Origin of the sequence: Hyalangium ruber, from assembly GCF_034259325.1 — a bacterium.
Lineage (GTDB): Bacteria > Myxococcota > Myxococcia > Myxococcales > Myxococcaceae > Hyalangium_A > Hyalangium_A rubrum.
In genome coordinates, this window is record NZ_JAXIVS010000001.1 from 212,006 (window position 1) to 236,495 (window position 24,490).

General features: G+C 69.7%; 18 protein-coding genes. 5 read left to right on the forward strand and 13 right to left on the reverse strand.

The genetic code is table 11. From position 1 onward, the window contains the following. Window positions 1-22: 22 nt before the first annotated feature. The gene (locus SYV04_RS00920) at window positions 23-1,303 is read left to right on the forward strand and encodes a DNA polymerase beta superfamily protein (protein WP_321543642.1); all 1,281 of its coding nucleotides are present in this window, start codon (window positions 23-25) and stop codon (window positions 1,301-1,303) included. A 4-nt stretch (window positions 1,304-1,307) separates the two neighbouring features. On the opposite strand, the gene deoD is transcribed toward SYV04_RS00920, so the two are convergent. Both deoD and SYV04_RS00930 read right to left on the reverse strand, forming a co-directional pair. Continuing rightward, on the reverse strand, window positions 1,308-2,033 hold the full coding sequence (gene deoD / locus SYV04_RS00925; protein WP_321543643.1) for a purine-nucleoside phosphorylase: 726 nt from the start codon (window positions 2,031-2,033) through the stop codon (window positions 1,308-1,310). A 16-nt stretch (window positions 2,034-2,049) separates the two neighbouring features. After that, window positions 2,050-3,240: a cytochrome P450 gene (locus SYV04_RS00930; protein ID WP_321543644.1), complete on the reverse strand. Its 1,191-nt coding sequence runs from the start codon at window positions 3,238-3,240 to the stop codon at window positions 2,050-2,052. 164 nt (window positions 3,241-3,404) lie between these two features. Between SYV04_RS00930 and SYV04_RS00935 the strand changes: the two genes are divergently transcribed. After that, window positions 3,405-5,111 carry a sigma-54-dependent Fis family transcriptional regulator gene (locus SYV04_RS00935; RefSeq protein ID WP_321543645.1) on the forward strand — a complete coding sequence of 569 codons (1,707 nt, stop codon included), beginning with the start codon at window positions 3,405-3,407 and terminating at the stop codon, window positions 5,109-5,111. On the opposite strand, the gene SYV04_RS00940 is transcribed toward SYV04_RS00935, so the two are convergent. From SYV04_RS00940 to SYV04_RS00990, 11 genes are all read right to left on the reverse strand, one after another. After that, window positions 5,032-6,654, reverse strand: coding sequence for a right-handed parallel beta-helix repeat-containing protein (locus SYV04_RS00940; RefSeq protein ID WP_321543646.1), 1,623 nt, complete (start codon window positions 6,652-6,654; stop codon window positions 5,032-5,034). The two genes, SYV04_RS00935 and SYV04_RS00940, sit on opposite strands and share 80 nt — an antisense overlap. A 150-nt stretch (window positions 6,655-6,804) precedes the next feature. Beyond that, window positions 6,805-7,953: an LOG family protein gene (locus SYV04_RS00945; protein ID WP_321543647.1), complete on the reverse strand. Its 1,149-nt coding sequence runs from the start codon at window positions 7,951-7,953 to the stop codon at window positions 6,805-6,807. Between the two features lie 20 nt (window positions 7,954-7,973). Beyond that, complete coding sequence (locus SYV04_RS00950) at window positions 7,974-8,384, reverse strand: MGMT family protein (RefSeq protein WP_321543648.1); 411 nt, start codon at window positions 8,382-8,384, stop codon at window positions 7,974-7,976. Window positions 8,385-8,470: 86 nt separating this feature from the next. Continuing rightward, window positions 8,471-9,298 carry a metal-dependent hydrolase gene (locus tag SYV04_RS00955; RefSeq protein WP_321543649.1) on the reverse strand — a complete coding sequence of 276 codons (828 nt, stop codon included), beginning with the start codon at window positions 9,296-9,298 and terminating at the stop codon, window positions 8,471-8,473. 151 nt (window positions 9,299-9,449) lie between these two features. Continuing rightward, window positions 9,450-10,058 (reverse strand): iron-containing redox enzyme family protein, encoded by a 609-nt coding sequence (locus tag SYV04_RS00960; RefSeq protein WP_321543650.1) that lies wholly within the window; start codon window positions 10,056-10,058, stop codon window positions 9,450-9,452. 2 nt (window positions 10,059-10,060) lie between these two features. After that, window positions 10,061-11,290, reverse strand: coding sequence for a CapA family protein (locus tag SYV04_RS00965; protein ID WP_321543651.1), 1,230 nt, complete (start codon window positions 11,288-11,290; stop codon window positions 10,061-10,063). Continuing rightward, complete coding sequence (locus SYV04_RS00970) at window positions 11,287-12,258, reverse strand: fatty acid desaturase family protein (protein WP_321543652.1); 972 nt, start codon at window positions 12,256-12,258, stop codon at window positions 11,287-11,289. Before SYV04_RS00970 ends, SYV04_RS00965 begins: the two co-directional genes overlap by 4 nt. 6 nt (window positions 12,259-12,264) lie before the next feature. Continuing rightward, on the reverse strand, window positions 12,265-12,876 hold the full coding sequence (locus tag SYV04_RS00975) for a methyltransferase family protein (RefSeq protein WP_321543653.1): 612 nt from the start codon (window positions 12,874-12,876) through the stop codon (window positions 12,265-12,267). Further along, window positions 12,873-14,147 carry a hypothetical protein gene (locus tag SYV04_RS00980; RefSeq protein WP_321543654.1) on the reverse strand — a complete coding sequence of 425 codons (1,275 nt, stop codon included), beginning with the start codon at window positions 14,145-14,147 and terminating at the stop codon, window positions 12,873-12,875. The genes SYV04_RS00975 and SYV04_RS00980 overlap by 4 nt, the downstream gene beginning before the upstream one ends. Further along, a complete protein-coding gene (locus SYV04_RS00985) occupies window positions 14,129-15,145 on the reverse strand; it encodes a hypothetical protein (protein WP_321543655.1) in 1,017 nt (338 codons plus the stop codon). Before SYV04_RS00985 ends, SYV04_RS00980 begins: the two co-directional genes overlap by 19 nt. Before the next feature lie 180 nt (window positions 15,146-15,325). Continuing rightward, window positions 15,326-16,834, reverse strand: a complete 1,509-nt coding sequence (locus tag SYV04_RS00990) for an FAD-binding oxidoreductase (protein ID WP_321543656.1) — start codon at window positions 16,832-16,834, stop codon at window positions 15,326-15,328. Window positions 16,835-16,938: 104 nt separating this feature from the next. Between SYV04_RS00990 and SYV04_RS00995 the strand changes: the two genes are divergently transcribed. The 3 genes from SYV04_RS00995 (at window position 16,939) to SYV04_RS01005 (ending at window position 24,487) form a co-directional block, all read left to right on the forward strand. Then, window positions 16,939-18,441, forward strand: coding sequence for an ArnT family glycosyltransferase (locus SYV04_RS00995; protein WP_321543657.1), 1,503 nt, complete (start codon window positions 16,939-16,941; stop codon window positions 18,439-18,441). Window positions 18,442-18,622: 181 nt separating this feature from the next. Next, entirely contained in the window at window positions 18,623-22,207 is a 3,585-nt protein-coding gene (locus tag SYV04_RS01000; protein ID WP_321543658.1) for an endopeptidase, read from the forward strand. A 267-nt stretch (window positions 22,208-22,474) separates the two neighbouring features. Then, entirely contained in the window at window positions 22,475-24,487 is a 2,013-nt protein-coding gene (locus SYV04_RS01005) for a hybrid sensor histidine kinase/response regulator (RefSeq protein WP_321543659.1), read from the forward strand. Window positions 24,488-24,490: the final 3 nt, after the last annotated feature.

The following is a 24,490-nucleotide window of genomic DNA, read 5'->3' on the forward strand; positions in this document are numbered from 1 at the left end:
CGCGGTGTATCCTCCGGGCACCATGAGCCAGGGCCAGCACCGCATCCGGGGTCTCGAGAGCGTCGACCCTCTGTCCGTTCCCCTTCCCCACGGCACAGAGGTCATCACCCGCGTCGCGCGCGTGGCCGGAGAGCGCCGCGTGCCCCAGGGCATGGTGGGCCGCGTCGTCCGCGCGCGAGACGGCGGGCTCGATGTGCAGATCGTCGGTGTGGGAGAGCTCTGGTACGCGCGCGAAGAGCTGGTCCCTCGCAAGCCGGGCCAGGTGCAGTTCGCCCTGCGCCGCGCCGCCGCCTGGGAGTCGCTCCAGCCCTGCGTCGTGCTGGAAGCCACCGTGGGCTCGCGCGCCTGGGGGCTCGCGCATGAGGGCTCGGACACGGATGCGCGCGGCGTCTTCGCCCTGCCTCAGTCGTGGACCTGGGGCCTGGGCGAGGCGCCGAGGGATCTCGTCAGCGCCGATGGCAGCACCACCTACTGGGAGTTCCGCAAGGCCATCGACCAGGCGCTCCGCGCGGACCCCAACACGCTGGAGCTGCTTTTCGTCCCCTCCGCCCGCGCCCGGGACGTGCTCGGAGAGTGGCTGCTGGCCGAGCGCGAGGCCTTCGTGTCGCGCAACATCTTCGGCAGCTTCGGCCGCTACGCGCTCAGCCAGCTCCACAAGCTGTCCAGCTCGCAGCGGCTGGCCGAGCACCGTGACCTCGTCCTCGACTGGCTGTGCGAGGAGCCCGCGCCCGATCTGGACGAGGTGGCCCACCGGCTGGCGAAGCGCTCCCCGCGCCAGGCGCCCACGCAGGAGGACGGCATCCTCGCGGCCAAGACGTACATCAAGCAGCTCTACCGCTCGATGTCCGATCAGGGGCTGATCGAGGCCAATGACTTCGCCGCCCTCACCCGCTACGCGCGCGGCGGTGGCCGGCGCCCACCCGACGCGCGGGAGCTGCGGCCCAAGAACGCCTACAACCTCCTGCGGCTCATCGCCCTGGCCACGGGCTGGCTGCGCGACGGCACCCCCGTCTTCGAGGCCACGGGCGCGCTGCGCGAGCGCCTGCTCGACATCAAGCACGGCCGGGTCGCCCTGGACGAGGTGCTCCGGGACGCCGAGGCGCTCGCCCCGGAACTCGAGGCCGCCCGGGACACGAGCCCCTTGCCGGAGCACCCAGATTACGCCCGTGCCGACCGGCTGCTGCGCCGCGCGGGTGAGGAGCTGGCGCGGCGCTGGGTCCTGAAGGAGCCGGGAGCCTGGGGAAAGGACGCGCCCGAGGCCCCGGCCTACGCCGAAAGCGACTCCCCGAGCGAAGAGCCCTGAGGGCTCAGGCGCCGGCGGGGCTCTCGGCGGCGGCCACGTCCAGGGCCAGCTCGATCATCTCGTCGAAGGTCAGCTGGCGATCCTCTGGCGAGAGCGCCTCGCCCGTGCGGATGTGGTCCGACACGGTGAGCAGCGAGAGCGCGCGGGCGCCGAACTCCGCGGCCACGCCATAGAGCCCGGCAACCTCCATCTCCACGGCGAGCAGGCCCATGCGCTCGGCCGCGTCCCAGAGGGCTTCCTGCGGGTGGTAGAACAGGTCCGAGGTGAAGACGGAGCCCACCCGCACCAGGCGCGAGCGCCGTTCGGCCGCCTCGACCGCGCGCCGCACCAGCGAGAAGTCCGCCACCGCCGGGAAGTCGTGGTCCAGCAACCGGATGCGATTGACCTTCGAGTCCGTGCCCGCACCGGCCGCGATGATGATGCTGCGCAGCGGCACGTCCCGCCGGATGGCACCGCAGCTGCCGACCCGGATGAGCACCTTGGCACCGTAGGCCTTGATGAGCTCGGTGGCGTAGATGGACAGGGAGGGGACGCCCATGCCGTGGCCCATCACCGAGATGCGGCGGCCTTGGTGGGTGCCCGTATAGCCGAACATGTTTCGAACGGCGGTGACCTGGCGGGCACCTACAAGGAACTTCTCGGAGATGTAGCGCGCCCGCAGCGGATCGCCGGGCATCAGCACCACCTCGGCGAAGTCTCCAGGGGCAGCGGAGATATGGGGGGTTGGCATGGCGGCGCACCATAGCTCAGGCCGGAGTCAGTCGAAGCGGCAGCGCGAGGGGCCCCCGGGCAATCAGCGACGGAGACCACTGGAGCTCGGAGCCGGTCCGGGAGAAGTCCTGGAGCCGTGAGAAGAGGGCCTCCAGGCCGAGGCGCGCTTCAAGGCGGGCCAGCAGCGCTCCCAGGCAGTAGTGGATTCCGTGGCCGAAGGCCAGGTGGCTCGGCTTCTCCCGGTCGAGCAGGAAGCGGTCCGCCTGGGGGAACTGCCGCTCGTCCCGCAGCGCGGAGGCCAACAGGACCACGACCATGGCGCCGCGTGGCAGGCGCACCCCGGACAGCTCCGTGTCCTCCGTCACGAGCCGGAGGCTGGAGTGTCCGGAAGGCTCGTAGCGGAGGACCTCTTCGATGAGGCGAGGGATGAGGCCGCGGTCGGCCAAGACCCGCGCCCGCTCCTCCGGGTGCTCGGAGAGGACGACCATCGTGTTCGCGAGCAGGTACACGGTGGTCTCCACCCCCGCGGGCAGCAGCGAGAAGAGGAAGCTGATGAGCTCGTCGTGGGACAGGACGGAGCCATCCGCGTCCGGGCGGATCAGCTCGCTCACGAGATCGTCCCCCAGCGCCGCGCGCCGGGCCTCGATGAGCCCCTCGAAGCAGCGCTCCAGGCTCGCGAGGCTCTCGCGAAGCCGCGCCTGCTCCTCGGGAGGGTGTCGCCCCGCGGGCAGGCTGACCAGATCGTCCGCCCACTCCTTCAGCCTCGGGTACTGCGCGGGCTCCAGGCCGAACAGCAGGCCGAGGACACGCACGGGCAGTTGCAGGGAGAACTCCGCCATGAAGTCCACCTCACCCTCGCGGCGGACGAGCCGCTCGGCGAGTTCCTCGGCAATGGCGCGAATGCGCGGCTCAAGCACGGCCAGCGCCGCGGGCCCGAACGCCCGGCTGACCCGGCCTCGCAGCCGTGTGTGCTGCGGGGGATCCTTCATCACCAGCGACTGGGTGACCGGGTTGCGCGGGAGCCAGGGAGGAAGGAACCCCTGTCCCAGCCCCTCGGAGGAGAAGCGCCGGGAGTCCTTCAGCACCGCCACCACGTCGTCATAGCGGCTGACGGCCCACATGCCTCCTGGCTCGATCGGACGGATGCCCGCCTGTCGAAGCTCGGCATAGAGCGGGTACGGGTTGGCGCGCGTCTCGGGGCTCATCAGGTCCAGAGCTCGTGACATTGGCGTACTCCTCGGGGTGAAGGGTCGGGGCTCTCCACAACAAGTCCCGCGCCAACCCTGGGCCCCTCGTGGTTTCCGTTGGTTACCGAGCGTCTCGGCGCAGCCCTCCTGCGGGATTCAGTCAAAGCGATGTAGGGGTTCCTTCAATTTGAAGGAGTCCCTGCATGCGCCTGGAGGACCTCGACATCCGCGAGCTGCTGGAGATCGATTCGGAGGAAGGCACCGTCCGCTTCGCCGGTCAGCGAGCGCTCATCCTGGACGCGGTGGCCATGGGGCTGCTGCGCAAGCAGCTCGTGGACTCCCTGGGCCCCGCGGCGGCCCGGGCCGTCTTCACCCGCTTCGCGTTCGCCCACGGCTGGCGCATGGCCGAGGCCCTGTGCTCGGAGTTCGTCTGGGACAGCGTCCGGGACTGGCGCGACGCGGGAGGGCTCATCCACAGGCTCCAGGGCCTCATCCGCCTGGCGCCCGAGGCTTCGGATCCGTTCTCCGCCGAAGGGGCCACGATGGAAGCCTCCTACGAAGCGGAGCAGCACCGCCTGCACATGGGCCGCGCCGAAGCGCCGGTCTGCTGGACGCTCTGCGGCTTCGCGAGCGGATACCTCAGCCGCACGGAGGGCACACGCATCTACGTCCTGGAGGACCGCTGCATCGGTCGCGGGGATGAGACGTGCCACTTCCGCGCGAGGACGCGGGAGGAATGGGGCACGGAGCTGGAGCCCCACCTGCCCTTCTTCGAGCAGGAGGGGCTCGATGTGGCTCTGCGCCAGGCCACTGCGAAGCTCGCGCACGCCGAGCGCCAGCACGCCGCACGCACGCACGCCCCAGCCCAGGTCGACAGCGAACGCGAGGACCCGTCCGGCCTCGTGGCGCGCAGCCAAGGCATGCGCCGTGTGCTGGAGCTCGCACGGCGGGTGGCACAGGTGGACTCCACCGTGCTCATCACCGGCGAGAGCGGCGTCGGCAAGGAGCGGGTGGCCCGGCTCATCCATGAATCCTCCACCCGAGCCTCCGGTCCCTTCCTGGCCATCAACTGCGCGGCCCTCACGGAGACGCTGCTGGAGAGCGAGCTCTTCGGCCATGCGCGCGGTGCCTTCACCGGAGCGGTGCGGGACCGGCCAGGACTGCTGGAGGCCGCGAGCGGCGGGACGCTGTTCCTCGATGAAGTGGGAGAGCTACCCCCGTCCGTCCAAGTCAAACTCCTGCGCGCCCTGCAGGAGCGGCAGATCCGGCGCGTCGGAGAGAACCGCGATCGGCCCATCCGTGTCCGTGTGCTGGCCGCCACCAACCAGGAGCTGGCCCGCGAGGTGGAAGCAGGCCACTTCCGGAAGGATCTCTATTACCGGCTGCGGGTCGTCGAGCTCCCGGTGCCCCCGCTGCGCGAGCGGCGCGAGGACATCCTGCCCCTGGCCCGCTGGCTGCTCACGGCCGCGGCGCGAAGAATGGAGCGCCCTGCTCCCTCGCTCACGCCCCGCGCCGCCGACCAGCTCGTCCGGCACACCTGGCCCGGCAACGTGCGCGAGCTGGAGAACGCCATGGAGCGCGCCATCGCCCTGGCTCAGGGCCGGCGCATCGATCGGGAGGACCTGCCCGAGGACGTCCGAGGGGCCCTGCCCGCTCCCGTCATCACGGGAGGCATCCGCACCCTGGAGTCCCTCGAGCGGGACTACATCCTGGCCGCGCTGGAGGCCAACGCGGGAAACCAGACGGTGACGGCGCGCCAGCTCGGCATCGGCGCCGCCACCCTGTACCGCAAGCTCAAGCGCTATGGCGCGCTGGCGCGAGATCGCGCGCTCAGTCCTGCAACCAGGAGTCCTGGTCCACCCCGAGCACACTCCGCCACGCCTCGAGCTTCTCCGAGGAAGAGAGGGTGAGCTGCTCTCCGGAGAACTTCCCCCGATACGGGGCATGGACCCCACCGAGCTTCTCCGCCACGCCATCGCCCTTCAGGATGCCGCCCCGGCGATAACGGTTTCCGCGCAGGAGGCTCCCCGGCCGGTGCAGCTCGTGCCCCAGCCGGAGCAGGAGCTGCTGCGGGCCGCCCCGCAGGGTGTTGTAACGAACCGTGAGCCCGGAGACGACCTTGCCGTCGGCGGCCACCATCAGGCCGTAGCTGGCCGTGTCCTGGATGACGTTGTCCGCCACCTGCACGTTCCGGGCAACCTCGATGCGGATGCCCTGGCCGTTGCCCGCCGGGACGTTGCGGATGTCCTGGATGGTGTTGCCGAGGATCCGCAAGTCCTCGGGAATGGCGCTCCCGCCCACCACGGACACGCCACGACCCGCCTGGGAGATGAGGTTGCCCTGGATGACGATGGTGCGCGCGGCTTCGTGGATGACCACCGCCTCGCCGGCGGAGCTGCCCCCCGGCCGGCGCGCCGTGTTGGGGAACCCCGACATCTCGTTGTTGCGCACGGTGACGCGATGGCACCGCTTGATGTCCACCGCGTTCTCACCCTCGTCGTGCAGCGTGTTGCCCTCGATCATCACCTCGTCGGCGGGCTGGTCTCCCGAGGCCTGGCACTGGACCGAGTCGCCCGAGTTGTCGTGGATGTCATTGCCCCGGATGGTGACCTTGCGCGACGGGCCCACCACCAGCACGCCGTGGGAGTCATCCCGCGGCTTGATGAAGTGGTGGATGGTGTTGTTCTCGATGGTGATGTTCGCCGCGCCACTCACGAGCACGCCCGCGCCGGCCGTCCCGCCGTGCAGCTCGCTGCCGATCAGCCGGGAGTTGCTGGCCGTGCGCTCGAAGACGACGGCGGCCATCGCCGCGCCCCCGAGATCGATGTGCAGGTTCTCCAGGTGGTAGCGCCCCCGGGCGATGATGACCGCGCTGCGCCGGGTACTGCTCGGAACGATCGTGGGCAGCGGCGTGCCCTCTCCGCGAATGGTGATGGCGGCGGCGTTGGCACCGCGAGATTCGAGGGTGAGCTGCTCCGAGTACACGCCCGGGAGCACCCGAATGGTGTCGCCCGGTCTCGCGGCCGCCACGGCCTGGCTGAGGGTCTTCAGCGGTGACGCGCGCGTGCCCCGCCCACCCTGGGAGCCACTCGGGCTCACGAACCAGCTCTGCCCCGTGGGCTCCGGAGCCTGGGGCTGCGTCGGCGGAGGCGGCGCTGGCGGTTGCGACGCCGGCGGAGGCGGCTGTGGCGCTTGAGCAGGCGGTGCGGCCTCCGGAGCCTCGGCCTCTGGAGCCTCGGCCTCCGGCCCAGGCTGCGACACCAGCGGAGGCTGTGCCACCGGCACGGGCTGCGTGGGCGCTTCCCACGACGGAGACTGCACCGCTCGCGGGGAGTTCACCTCGGAAGTCAGCTCCCCCGCCGGCAGCCCCTGCTCACAGGCCACCATGAGCAAGCAGGTGAACACTCCACATGCGCCGGTGAGACTTTGCTTCGCGATCGCTCCTCGCTTCACCCTGTCCCCCTCCCGCCTGAGTCCCCTACAGGGCGCCAAAGCTCGCCATGAGGGACCCGGGCAACAAGGGGCACACGGGGCACTGAAGGTGGCGCATCAGGCTACATGCGACACTCCGCACCTACTCTGAGCGCCCATGCCACACGCACCCTAGACCGGGCGTACGGCTTGCGCGCGGTCATAGTCCTCCAGGAGCTGGATGATCTCCTCCAGCGAGTCGGTGAGCCGCAGGTAACGCGCGTAATCCTGGCCCCGGGCGAGCTGCTCCAGCAGCGGGTAGACCGGGCGGGTGTGCGTCCAGAACTCGCGGCCCAGGAAGATCATCGGGCTGATCACGCCCACGGAGTTGTAGTGATTCTGACAGGCGTCCTGGAAGACCTCCTGGATGGTGCCCGCACTGCCAGGGGAATAGACGATGCCGCCGCGAGCGATGGTGAGCAGGCCATCCTCCCGGACACTGTTGGCGAAGTACTTGGCCACGTGGGTGGCGAAGGCATTGGGCGGCTCGTGCCCGTAGTGCCAGGTGGGAATGCCCAGGCTGGCGCAGGCGGGGCGATCCTCCGAGGCCAGCGGGAACGCCTCGCGCACCACGAAGGCCTGGGCGAGCCACTCGCGGTCCTTGTAGCTGGGAGCCTTGGCGAGCAGGTCGATGCCGGCGTGCAGCTCCGCCTCGGTACGGCGGGCGAACCACGCGCCCACGTGGGTGGCCTCCATGGCGCCCGGTCCGCCGCCGCTCACCATGAAGAAGCCGCGCCGGGTCAGCTCGCGGGAGAGCACCGCCACCGAGTGGTAGTCGGGCTGTCCCCGGAGCATGGAGTGGCCCCCCATGATGGCCACCACCTTGCGCGGCCCACCCTCGTTCGCCAGCAGCTCCTCCATCGCGTCGGTGACGGCGTGGTCATGCAGCCGCTGCGCCAGCGTCTCCAGGATGGACGGAGGGTTGGAGCCCCCGTGGTCCTTCCAGTGCGCGTAGATGCGCGCATCCAGCGTCTGGGCGTAGCTCTCGGGCCGGGCGAACTCGAAGCCCGCGTAGAGCTCCTCCGGCGTGTAGAGGCTGCCCCGGTACGGCACATAGGGCAGCCCCATGAAGGGCGGGAAGACCATGGCCCCATGGGAGAGCGCCGCCTGCAGGGCCTCCTGCTCGAGCTGGCAGCCCATGAAGGCGCACCCCGCGAGCGGAGCGACGCTCAGCTCCCGGGTGAAGTGCCGCAGGTCCAACCCCTGGATGACCACGTTGGAGAAGGGCTTGCCACCGCGCAGGTGCCGCTCGAATGCCTCAATGGATTCGATCTCGGTCATGCGCGGATTGTCCCGGCGCCTCAGAAGAGGCGCAACTGGGAATCTGGGACCGCGGGGGCCCCCTCCTCCTTGGGGAGCATCTGGAAGCCATGGGAGCGGGCCCAGTCCTCGCTCGGCCCGGTCCAGCGGAACTTGCCCAGGTCCACGAGGCCGCGATCATCGAACTCGACGCCCTCGGCCTCCAGCTTGTCGCGCTGGTGCAGCCCCGAGGTGGTGACGCGCCCCTTGTCCCCCCTGCGCCCGATGACGCGCTGCCAGGGGACCTGCACCGAGCGGGGCCCCAGCGCCCCCAGCGCCTGGCCCACGGTGGCGGCCTCACAGCCATCCCCAACGATGGTGGCGACGTCCCCATAGGTGGCGACCTTGCCTTTGGGGACCTGAGAGATGACCTGGTAGATGCGCTCGTAGTGGCGCTCGTCCTGGGGCTGCATGACGGCTCCTCTCGGCCGGAGGCAGGCCCCGGCCGGATGGGTGGTAGTGGGTTGTGCCTCTAGCACACTACCACCTGGGTTGGGTGTCAACCCCGAGAGGCGCCGAACACCTCCTCGGCCAGCGCGTAGGTGTCGCGCTGCGAGGGGTGGAAGCCTGGACGGAAGTACTCCACGAAGATGGCCACGGCCCGAACGGCCATGCGGTTGGGCCCGAACAGCAACTCCTTGAGATCCTTCCAGGTTTGCTTGCGCCACAGCAGGCCCTCCTGCCGCAGCAGCATCACCAACCCCACGCCGATGAAGCCGGCCACCACCAGGGCGCCCAGCAGGGCCCCCACCATACGCAGCAGGTAGGAACGGCGGGTGGCCATCAGCAGATCGAACGCGAGCGACTTGTGCTCGATCTCCTCGGCCGCGTGCCACTCCCAGGCCTCGGCCATGGAGGGCTCGGCGCCCCGCATCATCTTCCCGGAGAGGATGATCTCCGCCAGCAGCGCCGTGAGGTGCTCGAAGCCGGCGATGGTGGCCACGCACAGGAGCATTCCCAGCCGCCGCTCGAACCAGTGGCTGAAGATGTGCTCGCAGACATTGAGGTAGCGATCGATCTGGTAGCCCTGCTCCCGGAGGTTCTGCAGGTACTTGGCGTGGACGAACGAGTGCGTCGCCTCCTGGCCCATGAAGCCGCGGATCTGCCGCTCGAAGTCCGGATCCTTCAGGTGGGACAGGCGGCTGCGCATCACCCGCCCCATGAAGTCCTCGAAGGACACCACGAACAGGTTGATGGCGTTGAAGAAGTGGGTGCGGACGGGATTACCCGCCAGCCAGTGCCTGGGAATGGAGTGTGGGAACGAGAACGCCGTGCGCCGAGGGCGTACGTTGTCCGGATCGAGCGGACGATGCTCGAAGCGGGGCATGGGCTTTACAAACACAGAGGACGTTGGCTGCCCCAATGCGTGCCTCTACGGTGAAGGTGGCGCGTACGAGCTGATCCGAGCCTACCACCGGGATGACACGGAGGCAGCGCCTGGGCCCGCGGATCATCCTTATCGGACACAAGAGTGCAGCTCAAGCCACCGCGAGTGCCTTCTGGTGGATGATCACCCAGAAGTCCGCGGCCCTGCGCGCGCCCTCCAGCAGCACCTCGGCCTGTCCCTGCCCCAATTGCTGGCAGAGAGCGCGCGCCCGGGCGCCGTGCTCCAGGTCCGCGTCGAGGTGGACGAGGATGAAGCGCGACTGGCCCCGCTGCAGGCCGAGCTGCCCCAGGGCTTGCCGCGCCCCACCCTGGAGGTGGCGCGCCACCCCCTCCAGGACGATCAGCGCGCCGAGGAACGCGAGTTGACGCTCCGCCCCAATGGCCTCCCAGAACGCATGGAAGTCCGCCACCTCGAGGGGCGTCCCTGCGGAGGGGGTGCGCCCGAACGCGGCGAGGTCGGCCTTGGCCAGGCGGTAGTGCTCCTGCTCGTCGCTCGCCAGCTCCGCGAAGAAGGACTTCAGCTCGGGGAGCGTGGCGCGGCTGGCCGCCAGCCGCAGCCGGTCTCCGCTGCGCGAGGTGTAGTGGTACATCATGTCCAGGAAGGCCACGTACCGCTCGGTCGTGACGGCGGGCAGCCACTCCTGAACCCGCCGCGCCATGCCAACGGTGAGTTCTTCCAGCGCATCCAAGGTCGACGACATCTTCAGCTCCTCCGATCCGGAATCAGCGCTCCCAGGGTCCGCCGCGCGTGGGCGAGGTGGAGCGCGGCACGCTCGGGCTCCAGCTCGTCCAGGGTCACCACTCCGGCGTCGAGGAAGCCCTCGCCGCGCAGGCCCCGGCCGCACACGGTGGGCACCGCGCTCAGGTCCACGGGCTGGAGCTGTCCCCGCGCATCGCGCGCAAGCGCGAGCTTCAGCACGGCCCCCGTCTGACAGGCCCGCGTGGGCATGATGCTCAGGAAGTTGCCCAGCGAATACGCGATGAGGCCCATGCGCGAGGGCCCGCCTCGGCGCGCCTGCGTGGGACAAGTGGGGTCGGCCCCGTCGATGGACACCCACTCGATGGGCTGGAGCACGTGAGGCGAGGTGCCCAGGATGATGTCCGCTCCGCGCTCGATGAGCCACCGGGCGTGCTCGCGCTGGGGCGCCTCGGGCCAGTACTCGTACTCGAAGCCCCAGTGAGGCATGAGGACCACCAGATCCGGCCCCACCGCGCGGGCGGCATCGATCAGCGCGCCCAGCCGCTCCCAGTCCGGGGAGTGTCGGGGACTGCCCAGGCGTGCCACCGGCACCCCGGCGGGCGGCGGGCCCGCGAGGTGGTTGATGTCATACGTCACGGCGGCGATGCCGATGCGGACCCCGGCGACCTCCAGAGAGGCCACCGCATCCTCCGGCGCGCTCCCGCCCACACAGCGGTGCTCTGGCCGAGCCAGCACGCTCTCACGGGTCTTCGCGAGCCCCTCGGGGCCCTGGTCGAGCGCGTGGTTATTGCAGAGGGAGAAGACCCGGTGGCGCGCCGTACCCTCCCAGGCATCCAGGTACGCGGGCGGCGCGTTGTAGTGGAGCGTCTCGTAGACCCAGCGGGGCACCGGGCGGGTCGGGTCCACGGGGGTCTCCAGATTGGCGAAGGCCACATCGGCTCCCGCCAGGAGCGAGCGGACTCCCGGTGAAAGCGCACGGTGGAAGCCACTGCGGATCCACATCACGTCCCCCACGGCACGGAGGTGGAGCATGGGGTCGGCGGCGTGCCGCCAGCTCCCCGAGGCCCGGTGGCGCGCGACCCTCGCGAAGTGCTCCGCGTCCTCGGCCCGGCGGGGCTCGGGCACATGCAGCAGGCTCTTGGTGATGTAGCGGAGGTTGAGGTCCCACCGGGACAGGGGCCAGCGGCCGTCCTCGTAGCGGATGTCCGTATAAAGGTGGCGCAGAGGGCTCATGGGTTCTTTCGCTCCAGGGTGACCAGCCGGACGTCCTCGTCCACCAGGGAGGGGCCGGCGCGAAGGGCGCTCCACATGACCTGGAGGTAGCTGTCGAAGACGGGGGCACCTTGCGCGAGCAGGACGGGGCGCAGGCGCGCGTGGAGCCTCGCCAGGTTGTAGCCGGGCACGCGGGGGAAGAGGTGGTGGTCGAGGTGATGGTTCAGCCCGTTCCAGAGGAACGTGACGAGGCGGGTGCTGCGCACCGTGGTGGCGGTGTGGAAGCGGCCTCCGCGCCAGACGTTGGCGTGGTGGTCGGAGATGGACTTGAGGCCGTTCAGGGGGCTGGCGAAGAGCACGGGCACGAGCCAGCACTCCACCGCCACGCGGACGAGCCCATGGTCCGCCAGAAGCCAGAAGAGGCCCGTGTAGAAGACGGCGTACCCCAGCAGCACGCAGACATGGCGGCGCAGGCGAGCCCGGTCGAAGTGCTGCACGGGATAGAGGACGTTGAAGTAGACGAGGCTGAGCGGAATGCCGAACAGCACAGTGGCGTAATAGAGCGCGCTCAGCCCGAGCGAGCGGCGCCCGGCGTTGTAGGCATCCGGGTCCTTCTCGGTGCGGTTCCACCGGTGGTGGGCGAGGTGGTCATGCCGCATCGGCTCGTAGGCGATGCCCACGAGCAGGCTGAGCAGGTTGCCGAAGAGGCGGTTCTGCCAGGACTTGGGAAAGAGGTTCTCGTGCCAGGCATCGTGGTCGAGCTGGATGAGGCCCATCACCGCCCCACCCGCCAGCAACCACAGCGGCACCTTCGCCCACAGGCTCTCGACCTGGACGAGGGCCAGGGCCGCCAGGAGCCACACGCCCCCGTGGAGAACCCCCATGCCTACGGCCCGAGCGGGGCGGATGCGGAGCAGCTCCACGAGTTCGGGGCGAGACAGGCCCAGCCCGACGGGCACGGAGGAAACAGGAGAGAGGGTGTTCGACATGGCTCGTCAGAGGTAGCGGGGCACGCGCTGGAGGTAGCGCCCATAGGGCTCGCCGAGCCGGGTGGAGAGGTAGCGCTCCTCCTGGAGGACCAGCGCATGGAACAGCCCTCCGAGGGCGGCGAGAGCCCCGAGGGTGAGCAGCGAGGGAGCCCAGAGCGAGGCCCCCACGAGGTACAGATAGGAGAACACGTAGATGGGGTTGCGCGAGTACCGGTGGAGGCCGCGCTCGTGCAGGGAGGGCTGCTGCTCGCCGGCATCGACGCCGATACGAAACGCCGGGCCCATGCCGTACTGAGCGCAGAGCATGCCCAGAAGCCCTACCCCACCGAGGAGCCAGCCCGCGAGCGGAGGCAGGGAGAACAGCGGCCTTCCCCACGGCGAGGTCCACCACGCGGGCCAGAGCGCGGCGGCGATGATGGAGCCGGCCCAGACGAGCGAGGCGCCGCTGATGAGCCGGGTAACACGTGTGTGGGAGGGGTCCGCCTCGGTGCTCCGGTAGGCCAGCGGGCTCCTCCCGAAGCGCAGGCGGTAGAGAAGACTCGACCCCAGGTGCCCCAACAGCAGGTGGAGCGAGATGAAGCCCAGGTAGAGCCCGGGCGCCTCGTGGATCGCCTTCATGGCCCGACCACCTCCACGGGCAGGCTCAGCGCCGAGGAGGCCCAGCCCGCCAGGCGCTCGGTGAAGCCTCGCAGCGCGTCTCGACTCCAGAGTCCCTCGAAAGTCGCCGGGTTGATGCAGAGCGTCTCTCCAAAGGAGAAGCCGGTAGCGCCCCAGGTAGGCGTGTGGCTGCGCAAGGAGCGGATGCGAAGCGGCGACTGCTCGAAGTGCCGGTCCAGCCGGCCCAGATAGGTCACCACCAGGGTGTTGGTGCGCGGCTCGGCGAGCAGGCCGGGACGCGCGTTCCGCCGGAGCACCTGACTTGGGGCGAGTCGTGCCACCGCCATGCACTCCAGCGCCGTGGTCCAGTGGATGCCCGCGTCGAGCACGCGCTGGATCTCCGAGCGCGCCAGTTGGATCAACCCTTGGGGATCCTCCAAGCGGGCACGTACCTCGCTCAAGGGAAGCTCGATGGGCACGGCGGAGCAACCATTCCCCAGGATCCGCCCCAGGCCCAGGGAGCGTCGCAGGTCCACGGGCATGCGCAGGCGTACCCTCCCCTCCTTCCGAGGCTCGTGCAGTGCTACCCCGGCGAGCAGGGCCGCGAAGAAGACATCGGACGGAACCAGATCCGAGCGGCCAGCCGGGATGCGCAACCGAACCGTGGTCATGAGCGAGGGGCCCGCGACATCCCCGCTGCGCTTCAATCCCATCCCCCGCGGCGCCAGCAACCGCCGCCGGGGGCTCGCCAGGCCGAGGAGCTGTTCGGGCCGTCGGAGCGCCGCGAGCAGCACCCTTCCATCCGTGAGCCGCGAGGGAGCGAGCGGACTGGACTCGGACGCGCGCCCAGCGCAGTGCAGCCAGAGCCGCTCCAGCAGGTGCCCGAGCGCCTTGGCATCCCCGATGGCGTGGTGGAGCTGGACGCCCAGCATCCACGCTCCCTGTGAAGCGTCCTTCATGGGATGGAGGTGAAACCGGAGCGGCAGCTCCCGCGCCAGGTCCATCCGCGTGTTGATCACCCGTGCCACGGCCTCCTGCTCGTCCAGCGGCTCGGAGGTTTCGAGCACGGCCGCATCCACCTCGGCGGAGGGCCTCGCGACGGGCACCCACTCACACCGGGCATCGTCCCAGGCCACGTTGAGGCGCTCGCTCTCACGCACCAGCGCACGCAGCCCCTGTCGCAGGGCCGCCACGTCCGGCCGCTCCTCGAGGCGCAGCAACACCGTGGCCCAGATGGTGGCCACCTCGCCGTCCAGGCGCGCCATGAGCGTGTCTACGAAGTTCGCGCGCATCGATCGCTCCACCCGGAGAAGAGAAGCTGGGCGTCCTGCCCTGCCAGCCGGGCCTGCCCCACCGCTGCGCACGCCACCTGAGCATCCGCGATGTGCTGGAAAACGATCTCGTCCGGCTCGTGGTGGCGCAGGCGAATCCCCGTCGGCCGGTATCCCGCCGCCAGCAGCGCGGAGGTGCCCTCGGACACCAGGCCAGCCTCGCCCATGGGCAGATGAACGAGATCCACCCGCGCACGAGAGGACTTCAACCCTGGCTCTCCTCCTCCCCGTCCGACGAACAGGCGCCGTTCGAGCTGCAGCGATTCATTCCAGTCGAGCGGACGCAGCACGTAGCGCTCAGTGCCCCCGTGACCACGCTCCATCGGAACCTGAACCGCGGTGTCCGAGAGCCCCAGGCCCGCGAGGATGGACAGCAGCCAGTCGCCCCAGGCTCCCGAGGGCAGGTAGCGCGTGCGCTCGAGCGGCCCTCCGAGGAGGGTCGTCATGGCCAGGGCTTGCATGGGGACACCAGAGCCCTCCACTCCGATCAGCCTCTCGCCACGCGTGTAGTCGACGACCAGTCCCACGGGCACGGCACGCATGAACCGAGAGGCGTACCGCTGCGCCATCAGGTGGAGGGTGGAGGTGTTCTGGTGCAGGAAGCCCACGTGGTTCTTCAGCCTGTCGAGCACGTACTCCCACGCGTGAGCGTGCTCGGCGCGGTCCCCAGCCACGCGACGAGAAGGCCGGCTCAGGGAGAGTCCCGAGTCGACGGAGTCTCGGCCCGGCGTGACCCAGAGCCCCGTGTGCGAGAGCAGCGTCCCCCGCGCGTCGAACTGTCCCAGGCTGATCAGCCTGCCAGCGCTCCAGAGGCGCGAGGCTCCCCCCGGCTCATAGAGGAAGGGATAGGAGTAGCTGTCGCCATAACGCGCCTGGAGGAGCGCGCGAAAGGCGGGCTCGTCGCCCTCGCTCAGCCAGCGCGAACTCTCGGTGGGATTCGCGACTCGGAGATCGTCCAACAATGAAGCAGTGCAGTCCCGGCCCATGCCCCAGGGCAATGCACCCTTGGGGCCAGTCCGAAAGCCCTCGCGACGCCGCTCCCCGAGGGTCCGCGCTTGCGCAGACCCTCACTCACACTGTGTAACCTCATGCACGGCTACTCCTCCACGCCATGCACAAGCAGCCACCTCCGGCCCGCGTCACTCGATGCCGTACTTGCCCGGGGCGAGGATGCCTTGCGGGTCCAGGGCCTTCTTGATCCGCGAGAGCACCTCGGGCACCCCCTGCAGGCGCGCCATCACCTCATCCTGAACGTCGATCGGAGCGCGCGCGACGGGGTAGCCCGCATCGGCATAGGCCTGGATGAGCGCCCGCATACAACGTCCCGCGCGCTGTCGCTCCTCGGACTCCTGACGGTTGAAGATGAGGAGGTGCAGCGCCCGGCTCATGCGCGGGCCACAGGCGTATTCGAGGATCAGGTCGAAGCCGTGCTCGGCCAGGATGCGCCGCGACAGCGCCTGGTGCTCGTTGGCGACCCGCCCCACCATGGGAGTGGCCGGCAGGAACCAGGCGGCTCCGCCTCCCGGCCGCCAGCGGAGCAAGCCGAGCTCGTCCCGCGTGGGCTGTCCGCTGAACGTGTCGATGTGGATCTTCAGGATCCGACTCTTCTCCGCCTCGGCATGGGAGATGTAACGGGCCTTGCCGGACTTGAGGAAGTGGGCCTTCACCCGCTCGATCAGCGGCTGCACCGCCTCCTCCGTCGCGCCGTAGAAGGCGCCGGAGACAATCCACGCGCCAAGCCCGTGCTTCTCCCGCAACTCCTTGCGCAGCTCGGCGGACAGCGGCGTCCGGCCTCCCGTCCGGCCAAAGGGATAGGTCTCCTCCGTGCCGACCGCGTAGAGGTCCCCTGTCACCTTGAGGAGCGTGGGCACCACGTTGTTGAGCTTGATCGGCCGGACCAGCTCGAAGATGTCCCCTAAGTCTTCATCATCCGGGAACGAGAAGAAGAAGGAGCGGACCACCGGCGGCCGGGGCATCAACCAGACGCCCATGCGCGTGACGATGCCCAGGTTCGACTGGATGAAGAGCCCGTCGAGGAACGGACCGTAGCCATACTTGGACAGGTACTGCGTCTGGGAGCCCGGCAGGGCGCCGTCGGAGGTCCGCACCACCTCCCCCGTGGGCAGCACCACCTCGTAACCACAGCTCATGCCGAAGTGATCGAAGTAGGGGCTGTAGCCCGCGCCCTTCTCGAGCGTGTTGCCCAGGATGCCTCCCTCCGGAGGCCCCGAGGTGGTGTCCATCATCAGCTTGTGGCCACGCCGGCCCAGCTCCTCGTACATCTGGGCGTAGGTGACACCGGGCTCCACCACGGCGTAGGCGAGCGACTCGTTGATCTCGACGATGCGGTTCATCCGCCGCCCCAGATCCACCACCACCTGCCCCGGGCGCACCGGCGACTTGTACCCCAGGCCCCGGTTCTCGCCCGTGCTCAGGGGCCAGAGCTTCACACCGTGGGTATTGGCCGCCCGCACCACGGTCTGCACCTCCTCCGTCGAGCCCGGGTAGACGACGCCCGAGGGGAGCCGATCCCCCCCTGGGAGCAGGTTGGCGCCGTAGCGCGCCAGGGTCTCGGGCGCCGTGTCCACCGCCTCGGGGCCGAGGCGCTCACGCAGCGAGGAGAAGAACTGCTGAGAGGTAGAGGTCATGGCGGAAATCCTGCCCCATCTGGAGCGGCCGGGGGCATCTGCCCTCCGGTGCCACAGGCTGTCGGACGCGAGCGAACACTTCCATGTAAGGTGCCGCACGATCCATGCGCCGGCTCCTCCACAGCGCGCGAGCGTTCCACACGCGGCACCCCGTGGCGCTGGGCGTCCTCGGCACGTTCCTGCTCAGCCTGCTGCTGCGCCTGCTGTACCTCCAGGCCTCGCTGGACCGGGACTGGCCCTTCTCCATCTTCTTCTATGGAGACACTCGCTTCTTCCACGGCTACGCCCTGGACCTGGCCCGGGGCAAGCCCGTGGAGGCGACCCTGCCCTACCACCCGCCGCTGTTCCCCGCCTTCCTCGGGCTGCTGTACCAACTGCTGGGAGAGCCACGCGGCAGCGCGTTCCCCTACAAGCTCAGCCTCGCACTGCTGAACTCCGCCACGGTGGCCTTCACCTGGGTCTGGTGGCGCCGGGTGCTCGGCACGGGCTGGAGCCTGCTCGCCGCCGCGCTCTTCTCCGCCAGCTTCGGGTGGCTGGTGCTCTCGACGACGTACAGCAACGAGGTGCTGTACGTGCTCTTCCTGTCCGCCACGTGCTGGCTGGTGCTCCAGTCCCGACAGGGGCTGGCGTGGTGGGCCGCCGCGCTGCTCGGCGCGGTGATGGGGTTGGGCTCCCTCACCCGGGCCGAGCACCTGTACCTCTGGCCCTTCCTGCTCGCCTATGTCGCCTTCCACCGCGATCGCCAGGTGCCGTGGAAACCCCAGCTGGCCCGCTGGGCGGTCGCGGTGGCCGTATGCTTCGCGGTGCTGGCGCCGTGGAGCGTCCGCAACGCGCGCGTCCTCCGGGAACTCAACGCGCGCACCCCCGCGCTCAAGCCGCTCCCGGAGCTGACGCTCGTCACCGCCTACGGCCCCATCAACTTCGCCATGGCCAACCACCCCCGGGCCACGGGCGGCTTCACGCCGGACCTCGTCAACGAGCTGGGCAAGGGGGGCAACCTCGACGTGGCCAACCCCGCCCAGCGCCACCTGCTGCTGCACGGCTACGCCGAGGGCCTGCGCTGGATGGCCGAGCACCCCGGCGACGCGGCGGGACTGATGATCGACAAGCTGGAGCGCTGGCAGGACGGCCTCGGCCTGGGCTTCGGCGTGTCGGACTGGCCCTCGGGGCTGCGCGGCGCCCGGCCTCCCGTGGACCTCTTCGTCCCCGAGTCCACCTGGCTCAAGTGGCCGCTCACGCTGCTGCTGCTGCTCGGGGCGGGCCTCTCCCTGCGCGCGCCCTACCGCGCCTTCAGCCTGTTCACCCTCGTGATACTGCACCGCGCGCTCATCACCCTGGCCTTCTTCGGCTACGCGCGCGGGCTGTTCGTTCTCTACCCCGCACTCCTGCCGCTGCTGCTGCTGCCCGCGATGGCGCTCGCCTCGCGCCGCCCTGCCCTGGAGCGCCGGCTGCCCGTCCTCGCCGCCGCGGCCCTCCTCCTCTTCTGGCTCGAGGCCGGAGTACACGCGGCCGGCGAGCCCCGGAACTTCCACGCCAGCGGCAGCACCGACCAGGTCCGCGGCAAGCTCATCCAGGACGACTGGGTACAGATCTGGCCGAAAAGTTGACCCGTACTTGAAGCATTGAACAGACGCACTGTGGGTCCTTGTATATCCTAACAGTCTGGTTTAGAGAGCCTGCCTTGGAATCAAGGTTTCGGCGGCCTTTCTTCTTCGACCCCTCCCAGCGCTGCCCTCCTTGCCCCCCTGCATCCCCGTCCGTTCCGCGGTCCCCCACGAGGAGAGCCGTATGCGCCGAGTAGCAAAACTGACCGCCTGTCTCGCGTTGTGTCTGTCGAGCGCGAGCTGGGCCATCGTCCCCCCCGAGTCTGGTCCCAGCTCGCTGTCGAGCCGGGCCTTCTTCAAGCCGGAGCTGTACATCCCCGTCACCAACGTGCCGCTCACGGAGGCTCGGCCGCAGCTGTCGGCGCGAGGCACCAGCGCGTGGGATGACTTCTTCATGCGCAACGGCAAGGACTTCAATGTCTACCTGGATCCGCGCACCGGCTCGGCCACCTCCATCCAGGGCGTGATTCCGCTCATCCCCGGCAATGGCGTGAACAACAAGGTCACGCTCAGCAGCATGGGCCAGTCGCTCGGGCGCGCGGTGACCCAGGTGAACGCGGCGGTCGTCGGCGACCTGATCACCAAGTTCATCATGGACAACTCGGCGGCCCTCGGCGTGGACCCGTCGCAGCTGGGCGAGGAGCGCGTGACGCAGGTGTCCGAGCACCTGTGGATGGTCCACATCCCGCAGCAGGTCAACGGCGTGAGCGTGCGTCACGCCCGCGTGGCGGCCGTCATCAGCCACGGCAACCTCGTCCTCCTGGGCACCGAGGCGTGGGCCAAGCCGAACGTGGACACCAAGCCGGCCATCGCCCCCGAGCAGGCGGTCGCCTTCGGCGGGGACCACCTGGGCCTGTACGAGACGCCGACCGCCCTGTGGCAGCAGCCCACCCTGGAGATCGCCCCCCTGGCGCAGGCGGGCTCCCAGAACGGGCAGAGCTTCATCGGCACCTTCGGCGTGGGCTACAGCCACCAGCTGGTCTACACCTACGGCTTCCAGCGCCCCGGAGAGCATGAGCGCTGGAAGGTGACGGTGGACGCGCACACCGGCGAGGTGCTCGCGCTCGAGGACGCCAACCACTACCTGGACGCCAACATCACCGGCGGCGTGTACCCCTCCACCAACACGGAGATCTGCCCCAACAACGAGACGTGCGGCACCATGCAGCCGAACTCGCCGATGCCGTGGGCCAACACCGGCTTCGCCTCGCCCAACAACTTCGCTGATGGCGCCGGCGTCTACAACTACGCCTCCGGCACCGCCACCACCACCCTGGCCGGCAAGTACGTGCGCATCAGCGACAGCTGCGGCGCGGTGAGCTTCAGCTCCGCCACCGGCAGCATCAACATGGGCGGCGTCAATGGCAACCATGACTGCACCACCGGCGGCGGCGGCGCGGGCAACACCGCGGCGGCGCGCTCGGCGTTCTACGAGCTCAACAAGCTGGCCGAGCAGGCCCGCGGCTGGCTGCCCACCAACTCCTGGCTCACCGGGCAGCTCACCTCCAACGTCAACATCAACAGCACCTGCAACGCCTTCTGGAACGGCTCGAGCGTCAACTTCTACCGCAGCGGCGGCGGCTGCCGGAACACCGGCGAGATCGGCGCCGTGTTCGACCACGAGTGGGGCCACGGCATGGATGACTTCGATGCCAACGGCACGCTGTCCAACTCCAGCGAGGGCTACGCGGACATCGCGGCCATCTACCGCCTGCAGACCTCGTGCGTGGGCCACGGCTTCTTCCAGAGCCCGGACAAGGGCTGCGGCATGACGGCGGACGGCACGGGCGTCAACGTGAACGAGGCGCAGACGGGCACGGCGCACTGCGCCACCAACTGCTCGGGCGTGCGTGACGCCGACTGGGCCAAGCACTCGGACAACACGCCGGACACCCCGCAGAACCACGTGTGCCCGCGCTGCACCGCCAGCACCGGCCCCTGCGGCCGTCAGGTGCACTGCGCCGCCGCCCCCTCGCGTCAGGCCGCCTGGGACCTGGTCTCCCGCGATCTGCGTGGCGCGCCGTTCAACTACGACTCGAACACCGCCTTCATCGTCGCCAACAAGGTCTTCTACCAGGGCAGCGGCAACATCGGCACGTGGCACGCCTGCGACTGCACCGCCGGCACCTCCAACGGCTGCGGCGCCACCAACGGCTACATGTCCTGGCTCGCGGCGGATGACGACAACGGCAACCTGAGCGACGGCACCCCGCACATGTCGGCCATCTACGCGGCCTTCAACCGCCACAACATCGCCTGCGCCACGCCGGCCCCCGTCAACAGCGGCTGCGCCGCTGGCCCCTCCACCGCGCCTTCCGCCACCGCCACCCCGGGCGATGGCCAGGTGGCCCTGAACTGGACCGCCTCCGCGGGCGCCTCCTCGTACTGGGTGATGAAGACGGAGGGCTTCGCCGGCTGCAACTTCGGCAAGGCGAAGGTCGCCACCGTGACGGGCACCAGCTACACGGACGGCGAGGTGGCCAATGGCCGCCAGTACTGCTACTCGGTCGTCGCCGCCGGCTCCAGCGCCGCCTGCTACAGCCCGGGCAGCACCTGCGTCTGCACGACGCCCAGCTGCGCCTCGCCCACCACCCCGGCCCAGGTCAGCCCGGCTTCCGGCGCCACCGGCGTGGACTTCGCCGCGGCGCTCGACTGGAACGACGTGACGGGCACCACCTATGACGTGCAGGTGTCCACCGACCCGACCTTCGGCAACGTGGTGGCCTCGGCCTCGGGCCTGTCCACCAGCGCCTGGACCACCTCCCCGGCGCTGAACGCCAACACCACCTATTACTGGCGCGTGCGCTCCGCCAACAGCTGCGGCGGCTCCAGCGCCTGGTCCAGCGGCCGGACCTTCACCACGCGCGGCTGCACCGTGCTGGCGGCTCCCACCCTGTCCAGCCCGGCCAACGGCGCCACCGGCGTGGGCGCTTCCGCCGACCTGGACTTCAGCGACGTGGCGGGTGCCACCGGCTACGAGGTGCAGGTGGCCACCGACGCCGCCTTCGCCAACGTGGCCCGCTCGAACACCGCGCTGGCGGCCAGCGCCTGGACGGTGTCCCCGGCCCTGAACGCCAACACCACCTACTACTGGCGGGCCCGCGCGAAGGACTCGTGCGGCGCGAGCGCCTACAGCGCCGGCTCCAGCTTCACCACGGCGAACGTCTGCTCGCCGCAGCTGGCCGCCTACAGCGCCACGCTCAAGGTCCCGAGCTGCACCGCCGCCTGCGGCTGTGACACCGGCGCCACCGCCATCAAGGGCCGTGGCACGATGACCAGCGGCAACGAGACCAACCGTCCCAACACCCTGGGCGGCACCTGCGCCGACGGCAACTCCGGCACCTACCAGACCGACGAGAGCGTCGAGCAGATCACCCTGAAGACCGTGGACCAGGGCACCCTGGCCCCGGGCAAGGCGGTGACGCTGGACGTGAAGGTCCACTGCTACAGCTCCTCGGACAAGCTGGACCTGTACTACACGACCAACCCCACCGCGGCCTCGCCGACGTGGACCGCGCTGGCCACGGGGCTGGCCTGCCCGTCCGCGCGCGGCTTCTACACCTTCACCCGGACGTTCAACCTGAACGCCTCGGCCACGGGCCAGCAGGCGGTGCGCGCGAACTTCCGCTACAGCACCACGGCGGGGACGTGTACGACCGGCGGCTACGACGATCGCGACGACCTGGCCTTCACCGTGTCGACCGCGATTGCCCAGAAGGCGTCCACCACGACGCCTCCGACGCAGGGTCGCAAGACGGCGGCGCGCTAAGCCCCGCCTGAAGAGGAAGAAGTAGACAAGGGCTCCCGGCACACACCGGGAGCCCTTCTTCACTGCGGGCCTGTGTGTCTCCAGGTTCCGCTTCACGGAGAGGCTGACTGTCGAGGGAGCAAGCAGCCCCATCTCGAACCATGCGCATCTCCACCCCTGCCGTCTCTCCGTGGGTGGGCTACGCTCTCCCCAGCGTGGCGGCGCAGGCACTCAGGAGGTTGCCACGATCACGCAGGGCCGAGAACCATCGCAGTCAGGAGTTCCGCGATGAGCGCTGTGTCCGAGCCGCGGGGAACCTCGGCTCCTCTGGAGGAAGACTCGCTGCTGCGCGAGCTCATGGAAGTGGAGCGCGACAACCCGGAGGGCTGCCTGCTCCTGGGCGTCGTGCTGGACGCGGCGGGCTCCCTCACGGACTTCGAGTGCCATTACGGCAACCCCGCGGCCCAGGAGTTGCTGGGAGCGACCGAGGCGAAGCTGACGGGGCGGCAGCTGCGCAAGGTGCTGCCGGAGCGGGACCTGGGCGGCTGGTTCGCCCTGCTCTGCTCGGTGGAGGCCTCGGGACAGCCCGTGTCGGCGGACCTGCCCGACAGCCGCGCGGGCATCGAGCTCGGCAATTGGTTCCACTGCACCGCGATGAAGATGCGGCGCTTCATCCTCGCGCGCTTCCGCAACGTCACCCCGGCCCGGCGCACGGCCTCGGCGCTGGAGGAGACGCGCAACCGCATGGTGGAGATCCTCGAGGGGACTCCCGATGCCTTCTGCAGCGTCGATGAGAACTGGAACTTCAGCTACATCAACGCGAACACCCAGGAGATCTCCGGCAAGGAGCGCGAGCCCATGCTGGGCAACAGCCTCTGGAAGGCCTGGCCGGAGATGCTCGGGACGGTGTACGAGCAGAACTTCCAGCGGGTGATGCGAGAGCGCGTCATGGTGCGCTTCGAGCACCCGCTCCCGCCGGACCACTACTACGAGGTACAGGCCTATCCCTCGGGGCGAGGCATCTCCATCTTCTTCCGGGAGATCCGCGAGCAGAAGCACCTGGAGAACGAACGGGACGCGCTGCTGGCGCGTGAGCACTCGGCACGACTGGAGGCGGAGGCGCTCGCCCAGCAGCGCGCGCGGGAGCTGCTGGCGGCGCAGGAGAAGCTCGTGCAGTCGGAGAAGCTCGCCGTGGCGGGCCAGCTCGCCGCGGGCGTGGGGCATGAAATCAACAACCCGCTGTCCTTCGTGATCGGCAACATCCACTTCGCCCTGGAGCAGCTGGCGACCCTCCCGCCCGAGCTGCTGTCGAGCCAGGGCTACCATGAGTCCCTGGACGCGCTGCGCGAGGCGAGCGTGGGCGCCGAGCGCATCCGAGGAATCGTCATGGACCTGAAGCGCTTCGCCCGGGCGGACGAGTCGCACATGGGTCCGGTGGACGTGTGGGAGGCGCTGGAGTTCAGCCTCTCCATGGCCCTGCCCCACATCCGCCACCGGGCGCAGGTGGAGCGGCGCTTCAGCCCGGTGCCCAAGGTGCTGGCGAACGAGGCGAAGCTGGGGCAGGTGTTCCTCAACCTGCTGGTCAACGCGGCCGATGCCATCCCCGAGGGAGACGTGGCCCGCCACCGCATCACCCTCAGCACGCGGATGGAGAATGAGCGGGTGGTGGTGGAGGTGAGCGACACGGGCCGGGGGATGACGCCGGAGGTGCTGGAGCGCGCCTTCGAGCCCTTCTTCACCACCAAGACGGTGGGGGCGGGGACGGGGCTGGGGCTCTCCATCTGCCTGGGGCTGGTGCAGGGAATGAAGGGAGAGCTGAGCGCGACCAGCCGGCTGGGCATCGGGAGCACCTTCCGGGTCGTCCTACCGCCGGCCAAGGAGCTGGCGCGGAACTCCACGCCGATGACGGTGGTCGCGGCGCACGAGCGCAAGCGGGTGCTGGTCGTGGACGACGAGCCCGGCATCGCCGCGGTGTTCCGGCGCATCATCGGCCGGCTCCACGAGGTGGTGGTGGTCCAGAGCGGCCGCGAGGCGCTCGCCCTGCTGGAGCAGGACGATGCCTTCGACCGCATCTTCTGTGACTTGATGATGCCGGACCTGACGGGCATGGACGTGTACGAGGCGCTGGCGCAGTGGCACCCGGACTGCCTGGAGCGCTTCGTCTTCATGACCGGGGGCGGCTTCACCGAGCGCGCCCGAACGTTCCTTCAGACGGTGCCCACGCCCCGGATCGACAAGCCCTTCGAGCCGGCGCTCATCCGCCAGCTCATCGCCCAGTCCCCGTCACGGACCGGAACCTGAGCC

What these genes read in the sequence shown, in the direction of transcription:
- SYV04_RS00990 (WP_321543656.1), bottom strand. Translation starts at nt 16,834, where the DNA reads ATGACCTCTACCTCTCAGCAGTTCTTCTCCTCGCTGCGTGAGCGCCTC.
- SYV04_RS00965 (WP_321543651.1), bottom strand. Translation starts at nt 11,290, where the DNA reads ATGAGCCCTCTGCGCCACCTTTATACGGACATCCGCTACGAGGACGGC.
- SYV04_RS00960 (WP_321543650.1), bottom strand. Translation starts at nt 10,058, where the DNA reads ATGTCGTCGACCTTGGATGCGCTGGAAGAACTCACCGTTGGCATGGCG.
- SYV04_RS00970 (WP_321543652.1), bottom strand. Translation starts at nt 12,258, where the DNA reads ATGTCGAACACCCTCTCTCCTGTTTCCTCCGTGCCCGTCGGGCTGGGC.
- SYV04_RS00975 (WP_321543653.1), bottom strand. Translation starts at nt 12,876, where the DNA reads ATGAAGGCGATCCACGAGGCGCCCGGGCTCTACCTGGGCTTCATCTCG.
- SYV04_RS01005 (WP_321543659.1), top strand. Translation starts at nt 22,475, where the DNA reads ATGAGCGCTGTGTCCGAGCCGCGGGGAACCTCGGCTCCTCTGGAGGAA.
- SYV04_RS00950 (WP_321543648.1), bottom strand. Translation starts at nt 8,384, where the DNA reads ATGCAGCCCCAGGACGAGCGCCACTACGAGCGCATCTACCAGGTCATC.
- SYV04_RS00995 (WP_321543657.1), top strand. Translation starts at nt 16,939, where the DNA reads ATGCGCCGGCTCCTCCACAGCGCGCGAGCGTTCCACACGCGGCACCCC.
- SYV04_RS00935 (WP_321543645.1), top strand. Translation starts at nt 3,405, where the DNA reads ATGCGCCTGGAGGACCTCGACATCCGCGAGCTGCTGGAGATCGATTCG.
- SYV04_RS00945 (WP_321543647.1), bottom strand. Translation starts at nt 7,953, where the DNA reads ATGACCGAGATCGAATCCATTGAGGCATTCGAGCGGCACCTGCGCGGT.
- SYV04_RS00920 (WP_321543642.1), top strand. Translation starts at nt 23, where the DNA reads ATGAGCCAGGGCCAGCACCGCATCCGGGGTCTCGAGAGCGTCGACCCT.
- SYV04_RS01000 (WP_321543658.1), top strand. Translation starts at nt 18,623, where the DNA reads ATGCGCCGAGTAGCAAAACTGACCGCCTGTCTCGCGTTGTGTCTGTCG.
- SYV04_RS00955 (WP_321543649.1), bottom strand. Translation starts at nt 9,298, where the DNA reads ATGCCCCGCTTCGAGCATCGTCCGCTCGATCCGGACAACGTACGCCCT.
- SYV04_RS00980 (WP_321543654.1), bottom strand. Translation starts at nt 14,147, where the DNA reads ATGCGCGCGAACTTCGTAGACACGCTCATGGCGCGCCTGGACGGCGAG.
- SYV04_RS00930 (WP_321543644.1), bottom strand. Translation starts at nt 3,240, where the DNA reads ATGTCACGAGCTCTGGACCTGATGAGCCCCGAGACGCGCGCCAACCCG.
- deoD (WP_321543643.1), bottom strand. Translation starts at nt 2,033, where the DNA reads ATGCCAACCCCCCATATCTCCGCTGCCCCTGGAGACTTCGCCGAGGTG.